The sequence below is a fragment of the Aureimonas sp. AU22 genome (assembly GCF_001463745.1).
Taxonomy (GTDB): Bacteria; Pseudomonadota; Alphaproteobacteria; order Rhizobiales; family Rhizobiaceae; genus Aureimonas.
Genome location: NZ_BBWJ01000006.1, coordinates 21,480 through 37,782, shown reverse-complemented (window position 1 = coordinate 37,782; position 16,303 = coordinate 21,480). Strand labels below are relative to the sequence as shown.

At 68.2% G+C, this 16,303-nt stretch carries 12 protein-coding genes; 4 read left to right on the top strand and 8 right to left on the bottom strand.

Translation table 11 applies throughout. The features are described from left to right. The 8 genes from AUL34_RS02680 to AUL34_RS02645 form a co-directional block, all read right to left on the bottom strand. The gene (locus AUL34_RS02680) at nucleotides 1-1,956 is read right to left on the bottom strand and encodes a nucleoside-diphosphate sugar epimerase/dehydratase (protein WP_061930812.1); all 1,956 of its coding nucleotides are present in this window, start codon (nucleotides 1,954-1,956) and stop codon (nucleotides 1-3) included. Between the two features lie 111 nt (nucleotides 1,957-2,067). Beyond that, nucleotides 2,068-3,882, bottom strand: coding sequence for a phosphogluconate dehydratase (edd, locus tag AUL34_RS02675; protein ID WP_061930809.1), 1,815 nt, complete (start codon nucleotides 3,880-3,882; stop codon nucleotides 2,068-2,070). Nucleotides 3,883-3,924: 42 nt separating this feature from the next. Further along, nucleotides 3,925-4,626, bottom strand: a complete 702-nt coding sequence (gene pgl, locus AUL34_RS02670; protein WP_061930806.1) for a 6-phosphogluconolactonase — start codon at nucleotides 4,624-4,626, stop codon at nucleotides 3,925-3,927. A 7-nt stretch (nucleotides 4,627-4,633) separates the two neighbouring features. Beyond that, nucleotides 4,634-6,112 (bottom strand): glucose-6-phosphate dehydrogenase, encoded by a 1,479-nt coding sequence (gene zwf, locus AUL34_RS02665; protein WP_061930803.1) that lies wholly within the window; start codon nucleotides 6,110-6,112, stop codon nucleotides 4,634-4,636. Nucleotides 6,113-6,239: 127 nt separating this feature from the next. Further along, complete coding sequence (locus tag AUL34_RS02660; RefSeq protein WP_061930800.1) at nucleotides 6,240-8,831, bottom strand: HWE histidine kinase domain-containing protein; 2,592 nt, start codon at nucleotides 8,829-8,831, stop codon at nucleotides 6,240-6,242. Continuing rightward, a complete protein-coding gene (locus tag AUL34_RS02655; RefSeq protein WP_061930797.1) occupies nucleotides 8,828-9,433 on the bottom strand; it encodes a biliverdin-producing heme oxygenase in 606 nt (201 codons plus the stop codon). Before AUL34_RS02655 ends, AUL34_RS02660 begins: the two co-directional genes overlap by 4 nt. A 64-nt stretch (nucleotides 9,434-9,497) precedes the next feature. Continuing rightward, the gene (locus AUL34_RS02650) at nucleotides 9,498-10,790 is read right to left on the bottom strand and encodes an FAD-binding oxidoreductase (RefSeq protein WP_061930794.1); all 1,293 of its coding nucleotides are present in this window, start codon (nucleotides 10,788-10,790) and stop codon (nucleotides 9,498-9,500) included. After that, on the bottom strand, nucleotides 10,783-12,330 hold the full coding sequence (locus AUL34_RS02645; protein ID WP_082653115.1) for a glutamine synthetase family protein: 1,548 nt from the start codon (nucleotides 12,328-12,330) through the stop codon (nucleotides 10,783-10,785). The genes AUL34_RS02650 and AUL34_RS02645 overlap by 8 nt, the downstream gene beginning before the upstream one ends. Before the next feature lie 255 nt (nucleotides 12,331-12,585). Here AUL34_RS02645 and AUL34_RS02640 point away from each other — a divergent pair, with 255 nt between their 5' ends. The 4 genes from AUL34_RS02640 to AUL34_RS02625 all read left to right on the top strand — a co-directional run bounded on the left by AUL34_RS02640 (nucleotide 12,586) and on the right by AUL34_RS02625 (nucleotide 16,302). Next, the gene (locus tag AUL34_RS02640; protein ID WP_061930791.1) at nucleotides 12,586-13,395 is read left to right on the top strand and encodes an aspartyl/asparaginyl beta-hydroxylase domain-containing protein; all 810 of its coding nucleotides are present in this window, start codon (nucleotides 12,586-12,588) and stop codon (nucleotides 13,393-13,395) included. Then, entirely contained in the window at nucleotides 13,392-13,916 is a 525-nt protein-coding gene (locus tag AUL34_RS02635; RefSeq protein ID WP_061930788.1) for a GNAT family N-acetyltransferase, read from the top strand. Before AUL34_RS02640 ends, AUL34_RS02635 begins: the two co-directional genes overlap by 4 nt. Nucleotides 13,917-13,998: 82 nt before the next feature. Continuing rightward, nucleotides 13,999-15,090 carry a polyamine ABC transporter substrate-binding protein gene (locus tag AUL34_RS02630; RefSeq protein WP_061930785.1) on the top strand — a complete coding sequence of 364 codons (1,092 nt, stop codon included), beginning with the start codon at nucleotides 13,999-14,001 and terminating at the stop codon, nucleotides 15,088-15,090. A 60-nt stretch (nucleotides 15,091-15,150) separates the two neighbouring features. Then, entirely contained in the window at nucleotides 15,151-16,302 is a 1,152-nt protein-coding gene (locus tag AUL34_RS02625) for an ABC transporter ATP-binding protein (RefSeq protein ID WP_061930782.1), read from the top strand. Nucleotide 16,303 lies beyond the last annotated feature (1 nt).

Sequence of the window (16,303 nt, the reverse complement as noted above, 5' to 3'; positions counted from 1 at the left end):
TCAGGCCCCCGCCCGGGGCGCGGCGAGGGCCGGGTTGAGCGACGCGGCGTTGGACAGGCGAGCGCGTCCGAACTCCGGCACGACCTCGGACAGGAGTTCGATCGCCCGGCTCGCATCACCTCTCGCCAGCGCGCCGGCGATCGCCTCGAAACGGGCGTTGAGGAAGGCGACGTCGGAGACGCGCGAGCGGGCGATCAGGAGGCCGGGGAGCCCGGTATCCTCTCGCGTCTCACCCTCGCCGAAGAGTTCCTCGTAGAGCTTCTCGCCCTTGCGAAGCCCGGTATATTCGATCGCGATGTCCTTGTGGGGCCTGAGGCCCGCCAGCTGGATCAGGCGCTCGGCAAGCTCGGTGATGCGGATCGGCTCGCCCATGTCGAGCACGAAGATCTGCCCTTCCGCCGCCCGGTCGGCGATGCCGTGGCCGGCGGCGTGAAGGATCAGCCGCGAGGCTTCCGGAATCGTCATGAAGAAGCGGGTGATGTCGGGATCGGTGACGGTCAGCGGCCCGCCGCGCGCCAGCTGGCTCTGGAACAGCGGGATCACCGAACCGGCGGAGCCCATGACGTTGCCGAAGCGCACCGTCATGAACCGGGTGCCGGCCTGGCCGAGATCCAGCGCCTGGCAATAGGCCTCCGCCGCGCGCTTGGTGGCACCCATCACGTTGGTCGGGTTCACCGCCTTGTCGGTGGAGACCATGACGAAGGCGAGCGCGCCGCAGGCAAGCGCGGCGTCCGCCACGTTGCGCGAGCCGAGGAGATTGGTTTCGATCCCCTCCAGCGGGTTCTCTTCCACGATCGGCACGTGCTTGAGTGCCGCGGCGTGGAAGATTACCTCCGGCCGCCATTCGTCGAAGATCGCCAGGATCCGCTCGCGCTGGCGCACGTCGGCGACGCGCTCCACCGTCTCGACGTGGGCATGGTGATCGGCCATGCGGCGGCCGACCGTGTAGAGGTTGAACTCGCCGGCATCGATGAGCACGAGGCGCTTCGGGCCGAAGGAGGCGATCTGCGCGACGAGCTCGGAGCCGATGGAGCCGCCGGCGCCCGTCACCGCGATGCAGCGGCCCTCGATCAGTCGCGCCACCTCCTCGATGTCGAGGCGGATCTCGTGGCGCCCGAGAAGGTCCTCGAGCGATACGGGCAGGACCTCGATCGGCGTCTCGCCGAGATCGCCGGCGCGAGAAATGTCGGGCAGACGCTTCACCGCGATCTTCAGGGGCGCGGCGACCTCCACGACGGCCGAGAGTTCGGCAGGGGGCACCTGCCCCTTGGCGACGATGAGCTGGTTGATCGGTGTCGCGCCGAGCTCCGCCCGGCGAGCGATCTCCGGAAGGTCGGCGAGCGAGCCCAGCACCTTCACGCCGTGGAGCTGGCGGCCCTGGTTCTTCGGCTTGTCGTCCACGAGGCCGAGAAGATGGACGCCGTGGTGGGAGCGGCGCGCGTCGCGGATGAAGAGATCGGCATTGTCGGTGAAACCGTAGATCACGACGTTCTCGACGGGCACCCGGATGCCGCTCGTGTCGAAGAAGCGCGCCGACAGGCCGCGCTCCTTCCACAGGCGATACGCAAGGCGCGGGCCGCCGAGCCCGACGATCATGATGAACCACGTCATCACCAGCGAGGATCGGGGCAGGTAGAGGCCGCGGAACAGGATGAAGTGGCCGGCTAGGAACACGACGTTGATCGCCGTCACCGCCTTCACGATGGACAAGACGTCGAGGAGCGAGGCGTAACGCCACGCGCCGCTGTTGAGCGAGAAGAGCGGGAACATCGCGGCCGACAAGGCCGTGAAGGCGACGATCAGCGACCAGATCTGCCAGTTGTTGAAGGTGATGCGGAAACCGAACGCGAGGCCGAGCGCCAGCGAGATGGCGACCGCCGCCACCAGGACGTCGTGCACGATGCCGAGCGAGCGGAACGAGCCGCGGGGCAGGAGGGACAGGAGGCGAGGCAGCATCGGCGATTCCGCGGCAGGGGCGTGGCGGAGCCGCCGGGGCGGCTTCACCTCAGGCGCACCTCTAACCGAACGGCGCGAAATGTCACGCGGCGGGCCGGGCCCGCCGCGGCTTCAGAAGACGCTGGCGCCCGTGTCGGCGGTGCCCACGGCCCGCCGGAACACGGCGAAGAGCTCGCGCCCGAGGCCGGTCTCGTTGGCCGAGTGGTCGGCCTCGGCGTTCGGACGACGGGCGAACTCGGCCGGATCGACCAGCACTTCCAGCGTGCCGGCCTCGCCGTCGAGGCGGATCAGGTCGCCGTCGCGGATCTTGCCGATCGGACCGCCGTCGAGCGCCTCCGGCGTCACGTGGATCGCGGCAGGCACCTTGCCGGAGGCGCCCGACATGCGCCCGTCGGTGACGAGCGCCACGCGCTGCCCGCGATCCTGCAGGACGCCGAGCGAGGGGGTGAGCTTGTGGAGCTCCGGCATGCCGTTGCATTTCGGCCCCTGGAAACGGACGACGGCGACGAAGTCGCCCGTCAGCTCGCCCGCCTTGAAGGCGCGCTGCAGGGCGTCCTGATCGTGGAAGACGCGGGCGGGCGCCTCGACGACACGCTTCTCGGGCTTCACGGCCGAGACCTTGATCACCGCCTTGCCGACATTGCCCGTCAGCATGCGAAGGCCGCCGTTGGCGGAGAAGGGCTGGTCGGCGGTCGTCAGGACCTTGGCATCGCCGCTCGCCTCGGGCGCGGGAACGCGCACGACCTGTCCGTCCTCGCCGAGCCTCGCCTCCACCGTATAGGCGCCGAGCCCGGTACCCCAGGCCGTGCGCACGTCGTCGTGCAGGAGGCCGTGGGAGAGGAGTTCGCGGATCAGGAAGCCCATGCCGCCGGCCGCCTGGAAGTGGTTCACGTCGGCAAGGCCGTTGGGGTAGACGCGGGCGAGGAGGGGCGTCACGTCCGAAAGCTCGGAAATGTCGGCCCAGGTGAGCTTGATGCCGGCCGCCGCCGCCATGGCCACGAGATGCAGCGTGTGGTTGGTCGAGCCGCCGGTCGCATGAAGGCCGACGACGCCGTTCACCACGGCCCGCTCGTCCACCACGAGGCCGGCCGGCGTGTATTCGTTGCCGAGCGCGGTGATGGAGAGCGCCCGGCGCGTCGCCTCGCGCGTCAGCGCGTCGCGCAGGGGCGTGTTCGGATTGACGAAGGACGAGCCCGGCGTATGCAGGCCCATGATCTCCATCAGCATCTGGTTGGAGTTCGCCGTGCCGTAGAAGGTGCAGGTGCCCGGCCCGTGGTAGCTCTTCGACTCGGCCTCCAGAAGCGCGTCACGCCCGACCTTGCCTTCGGCGTAGAGCTGGCGGATGCGCGCCTTCTCGTCGTTCGGAAGACCCGTTGTCATCGGCCCCGCCGGCACGAAGATCGCCGGCAGGTGGCCGAAGGACAGCGCCGCGATCACGAGGCCCGGCACGATCTTGTCGCAGACGCCGAGATAGACGGCGGCGTCGTACATGTCGTGGGAAAGGCCGACCGCGGCCGACATGGCGATGACGTCGCGCGAGAAGAGCGACAGCTCCATGCCGATCTGGCCTTGCGTGACGCCGTCGCACATCGCCGGCACGCCGCCCGCGACCTGCGCCGTCGCACCGGCCTCGCGCGCCGTCTGGCGGATGATCTCAGGGTAGGTCTCGAACGGCTGATGCGCCGACAGCATGTCGTTGTAGGACGTGATGATGCCGAGGTTCAGCGTCGCGTCGCCGGTCAGCCGCGCCTTGTCGGTCGGCCCGCAGGCGGCAAAACCGTGGGCGAGGTTGCCGCAGTTGAGGGCGGCACGCTTGGGCGCGGTCTCGCCCTTCGAACGGATGCGGTCGAGATAGGGCTCGCGCGTCGGCTTGGAGCGCTCGCGGATGCGGGCGGTGATCTCTTCGATGCGGCGGTCGGCGGCCATGGCATCACCCCTTCGGGTCGGAGGGCGGGTCGGTTCGGCGCCTCAGGGCGCCCAGAAGATCTGCAAAGGGTCCTCGCGCGCGGCACGAAGGACCGAGCGGATGGGCATGGCCTCGACCGGCCCGTCGCCCATCGCCTTCGCCAGGGTGTCGCGCTTGTCCTGCCCTTCGATATGGAGGGCGAGGAAACGGGCTTCCAGGAGGAAGGGAAGAGCCAGCGTGATGCGCGGCTCGCCGGCGCCGGGTGCCTCGATGGCGAGGACGCGGTGGCCCGCTTGCGCGTCGATCGCCTCGGCCAGCCGGTCGGCGCCGGGGAAGAACGATGCGGTGTGACCATCGTTGCCCATCCCGAGGATCACGGCGTCGAAGGGGCGGGGCAGGGCGGACAGGCGCCGGGACACGTCGTCCTGCGCCTCGCGCGCCGTCGGTCCGTCCTCGAACAGCGGCTCGAGCCGTGCTCCCGCGGCGCGGCCGACGAGGAGGTTCTCGCGCACGAGCCGGGCGTTGGATCGCTCGCTCGTCTCGGGCACCCAGCGCTCGTCCACGAGGCACACGGTGACGCGCGACCAGTCCATGTCGGCTTGGGCGAGGGCGCCGAAGAAGCGCTTGGGCGTCGAGCCGCCGGAGACGGCCAGCACCGCATGGCCGCGCGTCGAGATGCCCCCGCAAAGGACGGCGGCGACGCCCGTCGCCAGCGCCTCGGCCAGGGCCTCGCGGGTCGGGTAGTCGTGCTCGCGGATCGTCATGACGGCCTCAATCGGGTTCGTGCCACGTCCGCCCGTCGCGCTCGATCAGTGCGATGGAGGAGGACGGGCCCCAGGTGCCGGACGTGTAGCCCTGCGGGCGCACGGCGCGCGCTTCCCAGGCCTTGAGGATCGGGTCCACCCATTCCCAGGCGGCCTCGACCTCGTCGCGGCGCATGAAGAGGGTCTGGTTGCCCCGGATCACGTCCATCAGAAGGCGCTCATAGGCGTCGGGGTTGCGCACATGAAAGCTCTCGGCGAAGCTCATGTCGAGCGGCACGTGGCGAAGGCGCATGCCGCCGGGGCCGGGGTCCTTGATCATCAGCCACTGCTTCACGCCCTCGTCGGGCTGAAGGCGCATCACGAGCTGGTTCTGCTGCACGTGGCCCGCGGAGCCCTCGAAGATCGAGTGCGGGATCGGGCGGAAGGTGACCACGATCTCGCTCATCCGCTCCGACAGGCGCTTGCCGGTGCGGATGTAGAAGGGCACGCCGGCCCAGCGCCAGTTGTTGATCTCGGCCTTGATGGCGACGAAGGTCTCCGTGTCGCTCGTCGGTTCGCCGAGGTCCTCGAGGTAGCCTTTCACCGCACCACCGTTCGAGGCGCCGGCCTTGTACTGGCCGCGCACGCTGAGGTGCTCGATGTTGCTCTCGTCGATGCGCTTCAAGGAGCGCAGGATCTTCAGCTTCTCGTCGCGCAGCGCGTCGGCGTCCATGGCCGACGGCGGCTCCAGCGCCACGAGGCAGACGAGCTGCAGGATGTGGTTCTGCACCATGTCGCGCAGTGCGCCGGCCTTGTCGTAGTAGCCCGCGCGCCCCTCGAGGCCGACGCTCTCGGCCACGGTGATCTGCACGTGGTCGACATAGGCCGAGTTCCACAGCGGCTCGTAGAGCATGTTGGCAAAGCGCAGCGCCATCAGGTTCTGCACCGTCTCCTTGCCGAGGTAGTGGTCGATGCGGAACACCTGGCTTTCGTCGAAGTGCTCGCCGATCAGGGCGTTGAGTGCCTTGGCGGAGGCGAGGTCGCGCCCGACCGGCTTCTCGACCACGATGCGCGTCTTCTCGTGCGCGAGACCGTGGCGCTTCACGCTCGAAGCGAGGTCGCCGAAGAGGCTCGGGCTGACGGCGAGATAGAAGGCGCGGATGCGATCCTGGCCCGCTTCGTCCAGAAGGCTCTTCAGCTCCGCCCAGCCGGTCTCGCTCCTCGCATCCACCTGGCGATAGAACAAGCGCGCGAGGAAGCGGTCGACGGCTTCGTCCTTGCGGTCCGATTCGGCGACGAAGGCGGTCAGGGCCTCGCGGCCGAAGGCGCGGTACTCCTCGTCCGAGAAGGGCGTGCGCGAGGCGCCGATGATGCGGGCGCCCGGCGGGATCTGCCCGTCGAGGTCACGGTGGAACAGAGCGGGAAGCAGCTTGCGTTCGGCAAGATCGCCGTTGCCGCCGAAGACGATGTAGTCGAAGCATTCGACGGGAATGATCTGACTGGACACGCGGGGCCAACTCCATTCAGCAGGGAACCGGGCAGCGCCCGATCCGGTCCTTCGACCGTGGATAATTCAATCGATTGAAAATGGGAAGGGCAGGCCGTTCGGGGATGTGCCCGAATGGCCTGCCGGTTCATGACGGGCGCGGACGGCGCATTGCCGCGCGCGCGATCGCGCCGACGAGAAGCTCGCTCACGAACGGCTTCTTGACGGCGTCCGCATCGCCCGCCTCCAACGGCAGTTCGATCTTTTCGCCGTAGCCCGTGACGAACACGAAGGGAATGTGCCGTGCGTTGAGGTCACGAACCAGGGGGAAGGACGTTTCCGAACCGAGATTGACGTCGAGAAGCGCGACGTCGATCGATTGGGATTCAATCACCTTGCGGGCTTCGTCGACGCTGGCCGCGGTGAAGACCTCGACCATGCCGTGGTCGAACAGCATCTGCTCGGCATCGAGCGAGATGATGAGGTTGTCCTCGACGACGAGGCCGCGAAGGCCGGCCAGCGACGCAGCGGGCTCGGACGCCGCCATCGTATCGGTTCTGGCGTCGGGGGCGGGAAGGTCCGTCCGGGTTCCCTCGAGGTGGAACACGTTGGCCGGAAGGGTGAAATGGGCCCGCACGCCCGACAGGTGGTAATCGATGCGCGCTTCGCCCGACAGGTCGTGCGGGATGGAACGCTCGATGATGGTGGAGCCGAAGCCGCGACGCTGGGGGGCTGCTACCGGCGGTCCGCCGCTCTCGATCCACTCGATGCGGCAGGCGTCGTTGTCGTCGAGCCACCAGTTCACCTCGACGCTGCCCGACGAATCGGAGAGGGCACCGTATTTCGCCGAGTTGGTGACGAGTTCGTGGAACACCAGCGCCAGGGTCGAGAAGGTCACGGCCTCGACGAAGATGTCGGGCCCCGACAAGGCAACCCGTCCGGCCTTGCCGCCGATATAGGCGGAAATCTCGGTGCGGACGATATCGCGCAGCGTCACGGCGCCGGCATCCGCACTGGTGATCTGGTCGTGCGCACGCGCCAGTGCCTGGATGCGCCCGCCGATGATCGCGGCGAAGCTGTCCACCGTCGTCGCGCCGGGCTTGGACTGGACCACCAGCGCCCGGATCAGGCTGAGGATGTTGCGCACGCGGTGGTTCAGTTCGGCGATCAGGAGTTCCTGGCGCTGGGCCGCGAGCGATTGCTGCCGCTCGCTCTCCTCGTTGAAGCGCAGCAGCACCTCGAGGATGGACACGCGCAGCCCCTCGGCCGCCTTGGTCTCGCTCACCGTCCAAGGGTGACTGCGACCGTGCACGGTTTCCTTCCAGGCCTCGAAGCTCTTGCGCGGCGTCAGGCGAACGCCGTTCGGCCCGATCATGCGCTCCTTGGTCTTCGGGTCGCCCGCCCAGGTGACCGTCTGGATGATCTCGCGGCGGAAGAACAGGAGGTAGTCGCGCGGGGAGCGGGAGATCGGAATGGCGAGGACACCCGCCGCCCGGTCGATATAGTCGGCGCCCGGAAGATGGACCGCCGAGATCTCGTCGGTCGCATAGATGCGGCCCGAGCCTGCCCGGTTGAGGAAGCGCGCCAGGCTCGCGATCTCTTCGGGCGTCGGGCAGTGGCCGTAGCACTGGGCGTCGCCCTTCACGAAGATCGCGAACCCGTCGGCGGGGATGATCTCGCGCAGGTCGTCGGCGAATTCACCGATCGTATCCAGCGTCGACGAGGCGGCGACGATGCGCGAGACGAACCGGTCGTGCAGCACGCGCCCGGCTTCCTCGAGCTGGCGCTGCTCCTTGGCGAGGCGACCCTCGATGATGAGCGACACCATCTGACCGAAGAGCTCGGCTGCGGCGCGCACTTCCATCGCAAGGTGTCGGGGCGCGTAGTTGTGAAGCGCGAACAGGCCCCAGAGCTGTCCGTCGATGACGATCGAGACCGACATGGAGGCGGACACGCCCATGTTGCCGAGATACTCGATATGGATCGGCGACACCGACCGAAGCACCGACTGCGAGAGGTCGATCGGCCGTCCATGGGGATCGAGTTCGGGGATCACGGGTACGGTCTCGGACCCGACGTCCGCGATCAGCCGTACCTGGTTGCGCACGTAGAGCGCGCGGGCCTGGGGCGGAATGTCGGTCGCGGGGTAGTTCAGGCCGAGAAACGAGCCGATGCCGGACCGTGCGGCCTCCGCGATCACCGAGCCGGCGCCCCCGTCCGCGAAGCGATACAGCATCACACGGTCGAAACCGGTGATGCCGCGCAGCTGGCGCACGCTTTCCTTGTAGAGCCCCTCTAGCCCTTGCGTCTTCTGGACGCGGGTGATCATGCTCTTGACCAGCGCGCCGGGGTTGGTGGACGGGCGCTCGGCCTGGGGCTCGGCCTCGATGATGATGGAGCCTGCCGAGACATGGATCGCCACGTCGAAGCGCATGCCCGTGCCGAAGAGATCGAGGCCGACGATGCGCTCGCCCCCGCTCTCGCCCGACAGGATCTGAAGCCGGCCGCGGATGGAATGAAGCGCGCCTTCGGAGACCACCGACAGGACGGACTCGCCGAGCAGGCTCTCGGCGGTGCGGTCGATCACGTCGCCGATATTGGCCGAGACGCGCTCGATCAGCCAGTCGGTGGACACGGCGAGAAGATAGCCGAAGTTCTGGATGCGCCCCAGGAACTGGATCGGCTCGCGCTCGCAGTTGGTGATGTCGACGTCGCCGAACGGCTGGGGCTGGATCGTCAAGCGCGGGTCGTCCTCTTATCGTCGTCCCCGCATAGGCTGCGGAAGAAGCGGAACGTCACGTCCGCCGCCTCGACCGCACGCCGAATGGCAGGCTCGTCCGCCCGTTCGGCCGCCATGCGATCGAGCAGTCGGGTGAAGGGGCGTGCATCGCTGGAGGCCTCCAGATAGTCAGTCGGCCACCGCACGTCATCGGTGCGCTGATCAATTTTGATGGCGCGCAACATATACTTGGCGCCAAGCCTCGATCCTTCCAGCACATAGGCGATGCCGAACGCCTCGAATAGATCGGGTCCTGGCAAAGGAAATCGCACCGGCGGGGCGGGGGCGAGACCGAGCGCCAAGGCGTCCCGATGCGCCGCGTCGAGGCGGTCCGCCGGTGCCTCCTCGTCCTTCAGGCCGGCGAGCGGACTGGCCGCCAGGACCGGGTCGATCGCCGCGTGGGCCGCCCGGTTCATGGCGATGAAGCGGGCGTAACGCGTGCCGGTCGCATCGGCGAACATGCCCGCGAACGAGGCGTCCAGCGCCTCGTGCGCCTCGCGCGTGTCCGCCCGCAGCCGGTCGCGGAGCGAGGGGACGGACTGGGAGGAAGGGGATGCGCTCACGACGGAAACTTCGAAAATGGCGGCAACAGGGGATGCGGGGAACGCCGCGCGCCCTTCTCCGCCATCACAGTCGATCGCGCAAGGCGTACCAGGTCATCGCAAGAAACAGGAGCGGCGCGCGAAGCCAGGTGCCGCCGGGAAAGGCCGGGATGTCGAGATCCCTCAAGTCGGCCAGCGTCTCGCCTTCGCCGGTGAGGCGTCCGGCGTAGAGCCGTCCCAACCAGTGCGTCAGCATCACGCCGTGGCCGGAAAAGCCGGCGATCACGTCGAGTCCGGGCTGGGGTTCCGCGACATAGGGCATGCGGGGCATGGTGACGGCGACCGAGCCGCCCCAGGCATGGGTGAAGCGCACGTCCGAGAGATGCGGCCAGATGGAGACGACCTGCCGACGGATCTGGCCGGCGATGTCGCCGGACGCCGACGTATAAGCCTCGCGCCCGCCGAACAGCAGCCGGCCGTCGGCGCTCTTGCGGAAATAGCGCACCACGAAGCGGGAATCGTCGGCCGCCTCGTTTCCCGGCAGGACCCTATGCGGTTCGGCCAGCGGTTCCGTCGACGCGATGAAGGAACGGATCGGCATGACATGGGCCGCGCTCTTCGGCTCCAGCCGGCCGCCGTGGGCGTTGGTGGCGAGGAGGACGCGCGCGGCCGTGACCGTGCCGCGCGCCGTTCGAGCCTGCCAGAGCCCGCCTTCGCCCCGCGTCAGCGCCTCGATCTTCGTATCCTCGTGGAGCCGCGCGCCGGCGCGCCTGGCCGCACGGCCGAGCCCGACCAAGAGCTTCATCGGGTGGAGATGACCGGTTCCGACGTCCCGCAGGCCCGCATGGTAGACGCCCGAGCCGAGGCGCCCTGCTGTCTCCTCGCGGTCCATGAAGCGCAGGTGCGGGTAGTCGTAGCGCTCGGCCAGCCAGTCGGCGTGGCGGCGGAACTCGTCGACATAGCGTGCCCGGTGGGCCAGCGAGATCTGGCCGGGCCGGAAGTCGGCCTCGATGCCCTCGCGCAGCATGGTCTCGTGGAGACCGGCCTTGGCGTCCTCGGCCATGGCGAAGAGGCGCCGGGCGCGCTCCGGCCCGTACAGGTCTTCCATCTCCTCCGGCCAGCGGCGCTGCCCGGTGCCGAACTGGCCACCGTTGCGCCCCGAGGCGCCGTCGCCGAGCCGGGCCGCTTCGCAGAGAACCACGTCGACGCCGGCGCGGGCGAGATGGAGGGCGGCCGAGAGCCCGGTGAACCCGCCACCGACCACGAGGACGTCGGCCCGCGTCGAGCCGTCGAGGCTGGGGTAGCGCGCACGCTCGCCCACCGAATCCTCGTACCAGGAGCGGCCGGGCGAGATGGGAGACTGGTGCGCCTCAGACATTCAGGAGCAGGAACTCGCGCTCCCACGGGCTGATGACCTGCATGAAGGTCTCGTGTTCGCCGCGCTTGATGCCGGCATAGGTGCCGACGAATTCCTTGGAGAGCACCTCCTGGAACGCTTCTTCCGCCTCGAACGCAGCGACGGCCTCGAGGAGGCCGCGCGGCAGCGAGATGACCCCGTCCTCGTTGACCGTGCGGTCGGTCGGCTGGTCCGGCTCCACCGCGTTGACCATGCCGAGCCAGCCGCAGGCGAGCGAGGCCGCGAGCGCGAGATAGGGGTTGGCGTCCGAGGAGGGCAGCCGGTTCTCGACGCGCCGCGCGGCGGCGTCCGAGGCCGGCACGCGGAAGGCCGTGGTGCGGTTGTCGAAGCCCCAGGCGTTGTTGGTCGGCGCCGACATGCCGTAGGTGAGGCGACGGTAGGAGTTGACGTAAGGGGCCATCATCACGAGGGCGGCGGGCACGAAGCGTTGCATGCCGCCGATGAAGTGGTGAAAGAGCGGGGAAGGGCTGCCGTCCTCGGCCGAGAACACGTTGCGTCCGGTCTCGACGTCCACCACCGACTGGTGGATGTGCATGGCCGATCCCGGCTGGCCCTGGATGGGTTTGGCCATGAAGGTCGCGTAGATGTCGTGCTTCAGCGCCGCCTCGCGGATCGTGCGCTTGAACATGAACACCTGATCGGCGAGTTCCACGGGATCGCCGTGGCGCAGGTTGATCTCGAGCTGCGCGGCGCCGTCCTCGTGGATCAGCGTGTCGATCTCGAGGCCCTGCCCGTCGGAGAAATGGTAGATGTCGTCGATCAGTTCGTCGAACTCGTTGATGCCACCGATCGAATAGGCCTGTCCGCCCTGGATCTGCCGACCCGAGCGGCCGATCGGGGGCGTCAGGGGATAGTCGGGATCGACGTTCTTGGAGACGAGGTAGAACTCGATCTCCGGCGCCACCACCGGCCGCCACCCGCGATCCTCGTAGAGCTTCATGACCCGTTTGAGCACGTTGCGCGGCGTGTAGCCGACCGCCTCGCCGGCGGTGTCGATCAGGTCGCAGATCACCTGCGCCGTAGGATCGCTCTCCCAGGGGACCGCCGAGAGGGTCGAAAGATCGGGCACGAGCTTGAGGTCGCCGTCGTTCGGCGAATAGCGGAACGAGCCCGTCTCTTCCGGATACTCGCCCGAGATCGTGTGCATGAACAGAGCCGAGGGCAGGGCCAGCGAGGTGTTGCCGGTGAATTTCTTGGCCGGCATCATCTTGCCGCGGGCGACGCCCGCAAGGTCCGGCGTGATGCACTCGATGTCCTCGATGCCGCGCACGCGCAGCCATTCGGCGGCTTCCGCCATGGAGCGCACGCCGCGCCGGGAATCGAGGTAATCGGCGCGGCCCGAACGGGGCGCGGCCGGAGACACGCGCGGGCGATCGACGCGTGCCCCGCTCGCCTTGCCGATCCCGACGCCGTCGGAGACCCCGCGCCGCTTGGGCTTGTCGCGCTTGATCTTGGACAAGGCGCCGGCATCGAGCTTGGGCGGTCGGGTGCGGTCTTGCATGCGGTCCTGCGGACAAGGGGCGGATGGGCCGAGCATAGCCCGTCCCTGCGGAGCCGGGAAGGCTCCGGCGCGCGGACGCGGCGGCGGTCGTGATCCCCGGCGCCGCGACCTGCCGGCGAGCGTCCATCCGGTGCCCGGACGCACCCGGCGAACGGGTTTGGCGCTTGACGCCTCGAGATTTCCGTTGAAACGCCATGCAGAAGAGCGACATGCAGGAGCGATCGGCTTCATCGCCGGGCGAGTATTGGAAGAACCATGACAGACACGGCCCCCAAGCAGACCACCCCGCAGCAGACCACCAAGACGGAAGGCCTCCAGGACACGATGAGCCGGCAGGGGGCTGCCGCGCGAGTCGTGCAAGGGCTCGTCGACAGGGCGGAGGCGCTGAACCTCAAGTATTCGGCGGTCGGCAATCCGCCGGTCTACCCGACCGACGACTTTCCCTGGGCGCGCGAGGTCGAGGCCGAATGGCGCCTGATCCGTGCCGAGCTCGACAAGATCCTGGTGCGCAAGGGCGATCTGCCGGCCTTCCACGAGATTTCGTCCGAGGTGCGCTCGATCTCGTCGGACCAGAACTGGAAGACCTTCTTCCTGTGCGGCTACGGCATCAAGTCGGAGGAGGCGATCCGCCAGTGCCCCGAGACCTGGCGCATCCTCCAGAAGATCCCGGGCCTGAAGTCGGCCATGTTCTCGATCTTCGAGCCCGGCAAGCACCTGCCGCCGCACCGCGGACCCTACAACGGCGTCCTGCGCTTCCATCTCGGCCTCGTGGTGCCCGATCAGCCCGACAAGATCGGTATCCGCATCTCCGACCAGACGCGCCACTGGCGCGAAGGCGAGGCGTTGATCTTCGACGACGCCTACGAGCACGAGGCATGGAACCATTCGGACGCGGTGCGGGTGGTCCTGTTCGTGGATTTCGAGAAGCCGCTGCGCTTTCCCGCCAACGTCGCCAACAAGGCGGTGCTCAATCTCGCCGTGTTCACGCCCTTCATCCGCGAGGGCTACAAGGCGCACAAGGCTTGGGAGAAGATGTTCTACGGCGCGGGGCGCCAGCATCGATGAGCCGGGTCGCCCTGCCGTCACCGGCCGGCTGGCGTCCGATGGAGGCGGAAGACCTGCCCGCCGTGATGGCCCTCTCGGAGCGCGTGCATCCCACCTTCCATGAGGGCGAGGCGATGTTCTTGGATCGGCTGCGGCTGTTTCCGGAGGGCTCGCTCGTGCTTGCCCATGCGGACGGGGCGCTCGCCGCCTATGCGATCGCCTATCCCGTACATCGCTTCGCGCCGCCTCCGCTCGACACCGTGCTCGGCACCCTGCCTGCCGATGCCGACGCGCTCTACCTCCACGACGTCGCGGTGGCGCCGGAATGGCGGGGGCACGGGCTGGCCGAGCCGGCGATCCGCCGCCTCCTGACGCTCGCCGAGCCTTTCGGGGCGGCGGTTCTCGTCTCCGTCTACGGCACATGGCCCTTCTGGGCACGCTTCGGGTTCGCCCGCGTGGACGATCCGGCCCTTGCTCCCAAACTGGCGGGCTATGGCGAGGGTGCCGTGTTCATGCTGCGCGAGAGCATGAAGGAAGGGTAAAAACGCCGGGCGGCCCTAGGCAAAGCGCAGGGCTTTGGCAATATTGCCTTGCAACAGAGCAATCCGAAAAGGTGCCCGTCCGATGCGATTGACCTCCTTCCTGCTGGCCAGCGTCGTTGCGAGCCTCGGCGTCCACGCGGCTTCGGCCCAGGAGAAGGTGCTCAACGTCTTCAACTGGTCGGACTACATCGACACCTCGATCATTGACGACTTCACGAAGGAAACGGGGATCCGGGTCGTCTACGACACCTACGATTCCAACGAGATCCTCGAGACCCGCCTGCTGGCCGGCGGCAGCGGCTACGATATCGTGGTGCCCTCGGCCGAGTACCTGTCGCGCCAGATCGACGCGGGCGTCTTCCAGACGCTCGACGCGTCGAAGCTGCCCAACCTCAAGAACATGTGGCCGCTCGTCACCGAGCGCGTCGCCGCCTACGATCCGGGCAACGCCCATTCGGTCAACTACATGTGGGGCACCACCGGCGTCGGCTACAATCCCGCTAAGGTCAAGGAGCTCCTGCCCGACGCCCCGGTGGATTCGTGGGCCCTCGTCTTCGACCCGAAGAACGCCGAGGTTCTGTCCAAGTGCGGCATCGACATGCTCGACGCGCCGGGCGAGATCCTGCCGGCAGTGCTGCAGTATCTCGGTCTCGACCCCAACGCGAGCGATGCGGAATCCATCGGCAAGGCGGAGGAACTCCTGAAGGGCGTGCGCCCCTTCATCCGCAAGTTCCATTCGTCGGAATACATCAACGCCCTCGCCAACGGCGACATCTGCGTGGCGATCGGCTTCTCGGGCGACGTCCTGCAGGCCGCGACGCGCGCCGAGGAGGCCGGCCGCGGCGTCGAGGTCGCCTATGCCATCCCGAAGGAGGGCGCGATGATGTGGTTCGACCAGATGGCGATCCCCGCGGACGCCCCGCATGTCGAGGAAGCGCACGTCTTCATCAACTACATGATGCGCCCCGAGGTGATCGCGAGGGCGACCAACTACGTGTCCTACGCCAACGGAAACCTCGCCTCGCAGCCGCTGATCGATAAGGAGATCCTGGAGGATCCCGCGATCTATCCGGACGAGGCGACCCTTCAAAAGCTCTTCATCAAGCGACCCTACGACTCGCGCGCGCAGCGTCTGGCGACTCGCGCCTTCACGACGGTGAAGACCGGCCGCTGAGGGCGCGGTGCCGGGCCAAGGGGCCGACCGGCAGTCGGACACGGGACACGAAGGACGGGCATGGCGGGCGCACAGAAATCCCTCGGCAATATTCGCCGCAACTTCGACCCCTGGAACGACCCCGCCGCCAAGCCCCTCATCGAGTTCGACCACGTCACCAAGCGCTTCGGGGGCTCGGTGGCCGTGGACGACCTGTCGCTCGGCATCTACGACCGGGAGTTCTTCGCGCTTCTCGGACCTTCGGGTTGCGGCAAGTCCACGCTGCTGCGCATGCTGGCCGGCTTCGAAGAGCCAACGGACGGCGACATCCGCTTAGGGGGCGAGAGCCTCAAGGGCGTGCCGCCCTACCGGCGTCCGCTCAACATGATGTTCCAGTCCTATGCGCTCTTCCCGCACATGAACGTCGAGAAGAACATCGCCTTCGGTCTCCGGCAGGACGGCATGGCGCGCTCGGAGATCGATGCGCGGGTCGAGGAGATGCTGCGGCTCGTCAAGCTCGAGCCCTTCCGCCGGCGCAAGCCCAGCCAGCTGTCGGGCGGCCAGCAGCAGCGCGTCGCGCTCGCGCGCTCGCTCGCCAAGCGGCCCAAGGTGCTGCTTCTCGACGAGCCTCTCGGCGCACTCGACAAGAAGCTGCGCGAGGAAACCCAGTTCGAGCTGATGGACCTCCAGCAGGAACTCGGCCTCACCTTCGTGATCGTCACCCATGACCAGGAAGAGGCGATGACCATGGCCGACCGCATGGCCGTGATGCGCGCCGGCAAGATCTGCCAGGTCGCACCGCCCGCGGTCGTCTACGAGGCTCCGACCTCGCGCTACGTCGCCGATTTCGTCGGCAACGTGTCGCTGATCGAGGCCGAGGTGGAAAGCGTTTCGAGCGGCATGGCGACGCTCCGCTCGCCTGCGGGGCGCATCGAGACCGAGACCGCGGCGGCGCTGACGCCCGGCCAGACGGTGGCCTTCGCGATCCGGCCGGAAAAGGTGCGACTGTCGCGCCGCGCAGCCGAGGCGGGTGCCGCCAACACGCTGTCCGGCACGGTCTGGGACATCGCCTATCTCGGGGACGTCACCCTCTTCAACATCCGGCTCTCGGGCGGCGAGACGGTGCGCTCCACCGTGATCAACGCGGCTCGCGTGGCGCCGGAGCAGATCGCCTGGGAGGAGGAGGTCACGCTCACCTTCGAGCGCGACGCCGGCGTGGTCCTGGCGGAGTAGC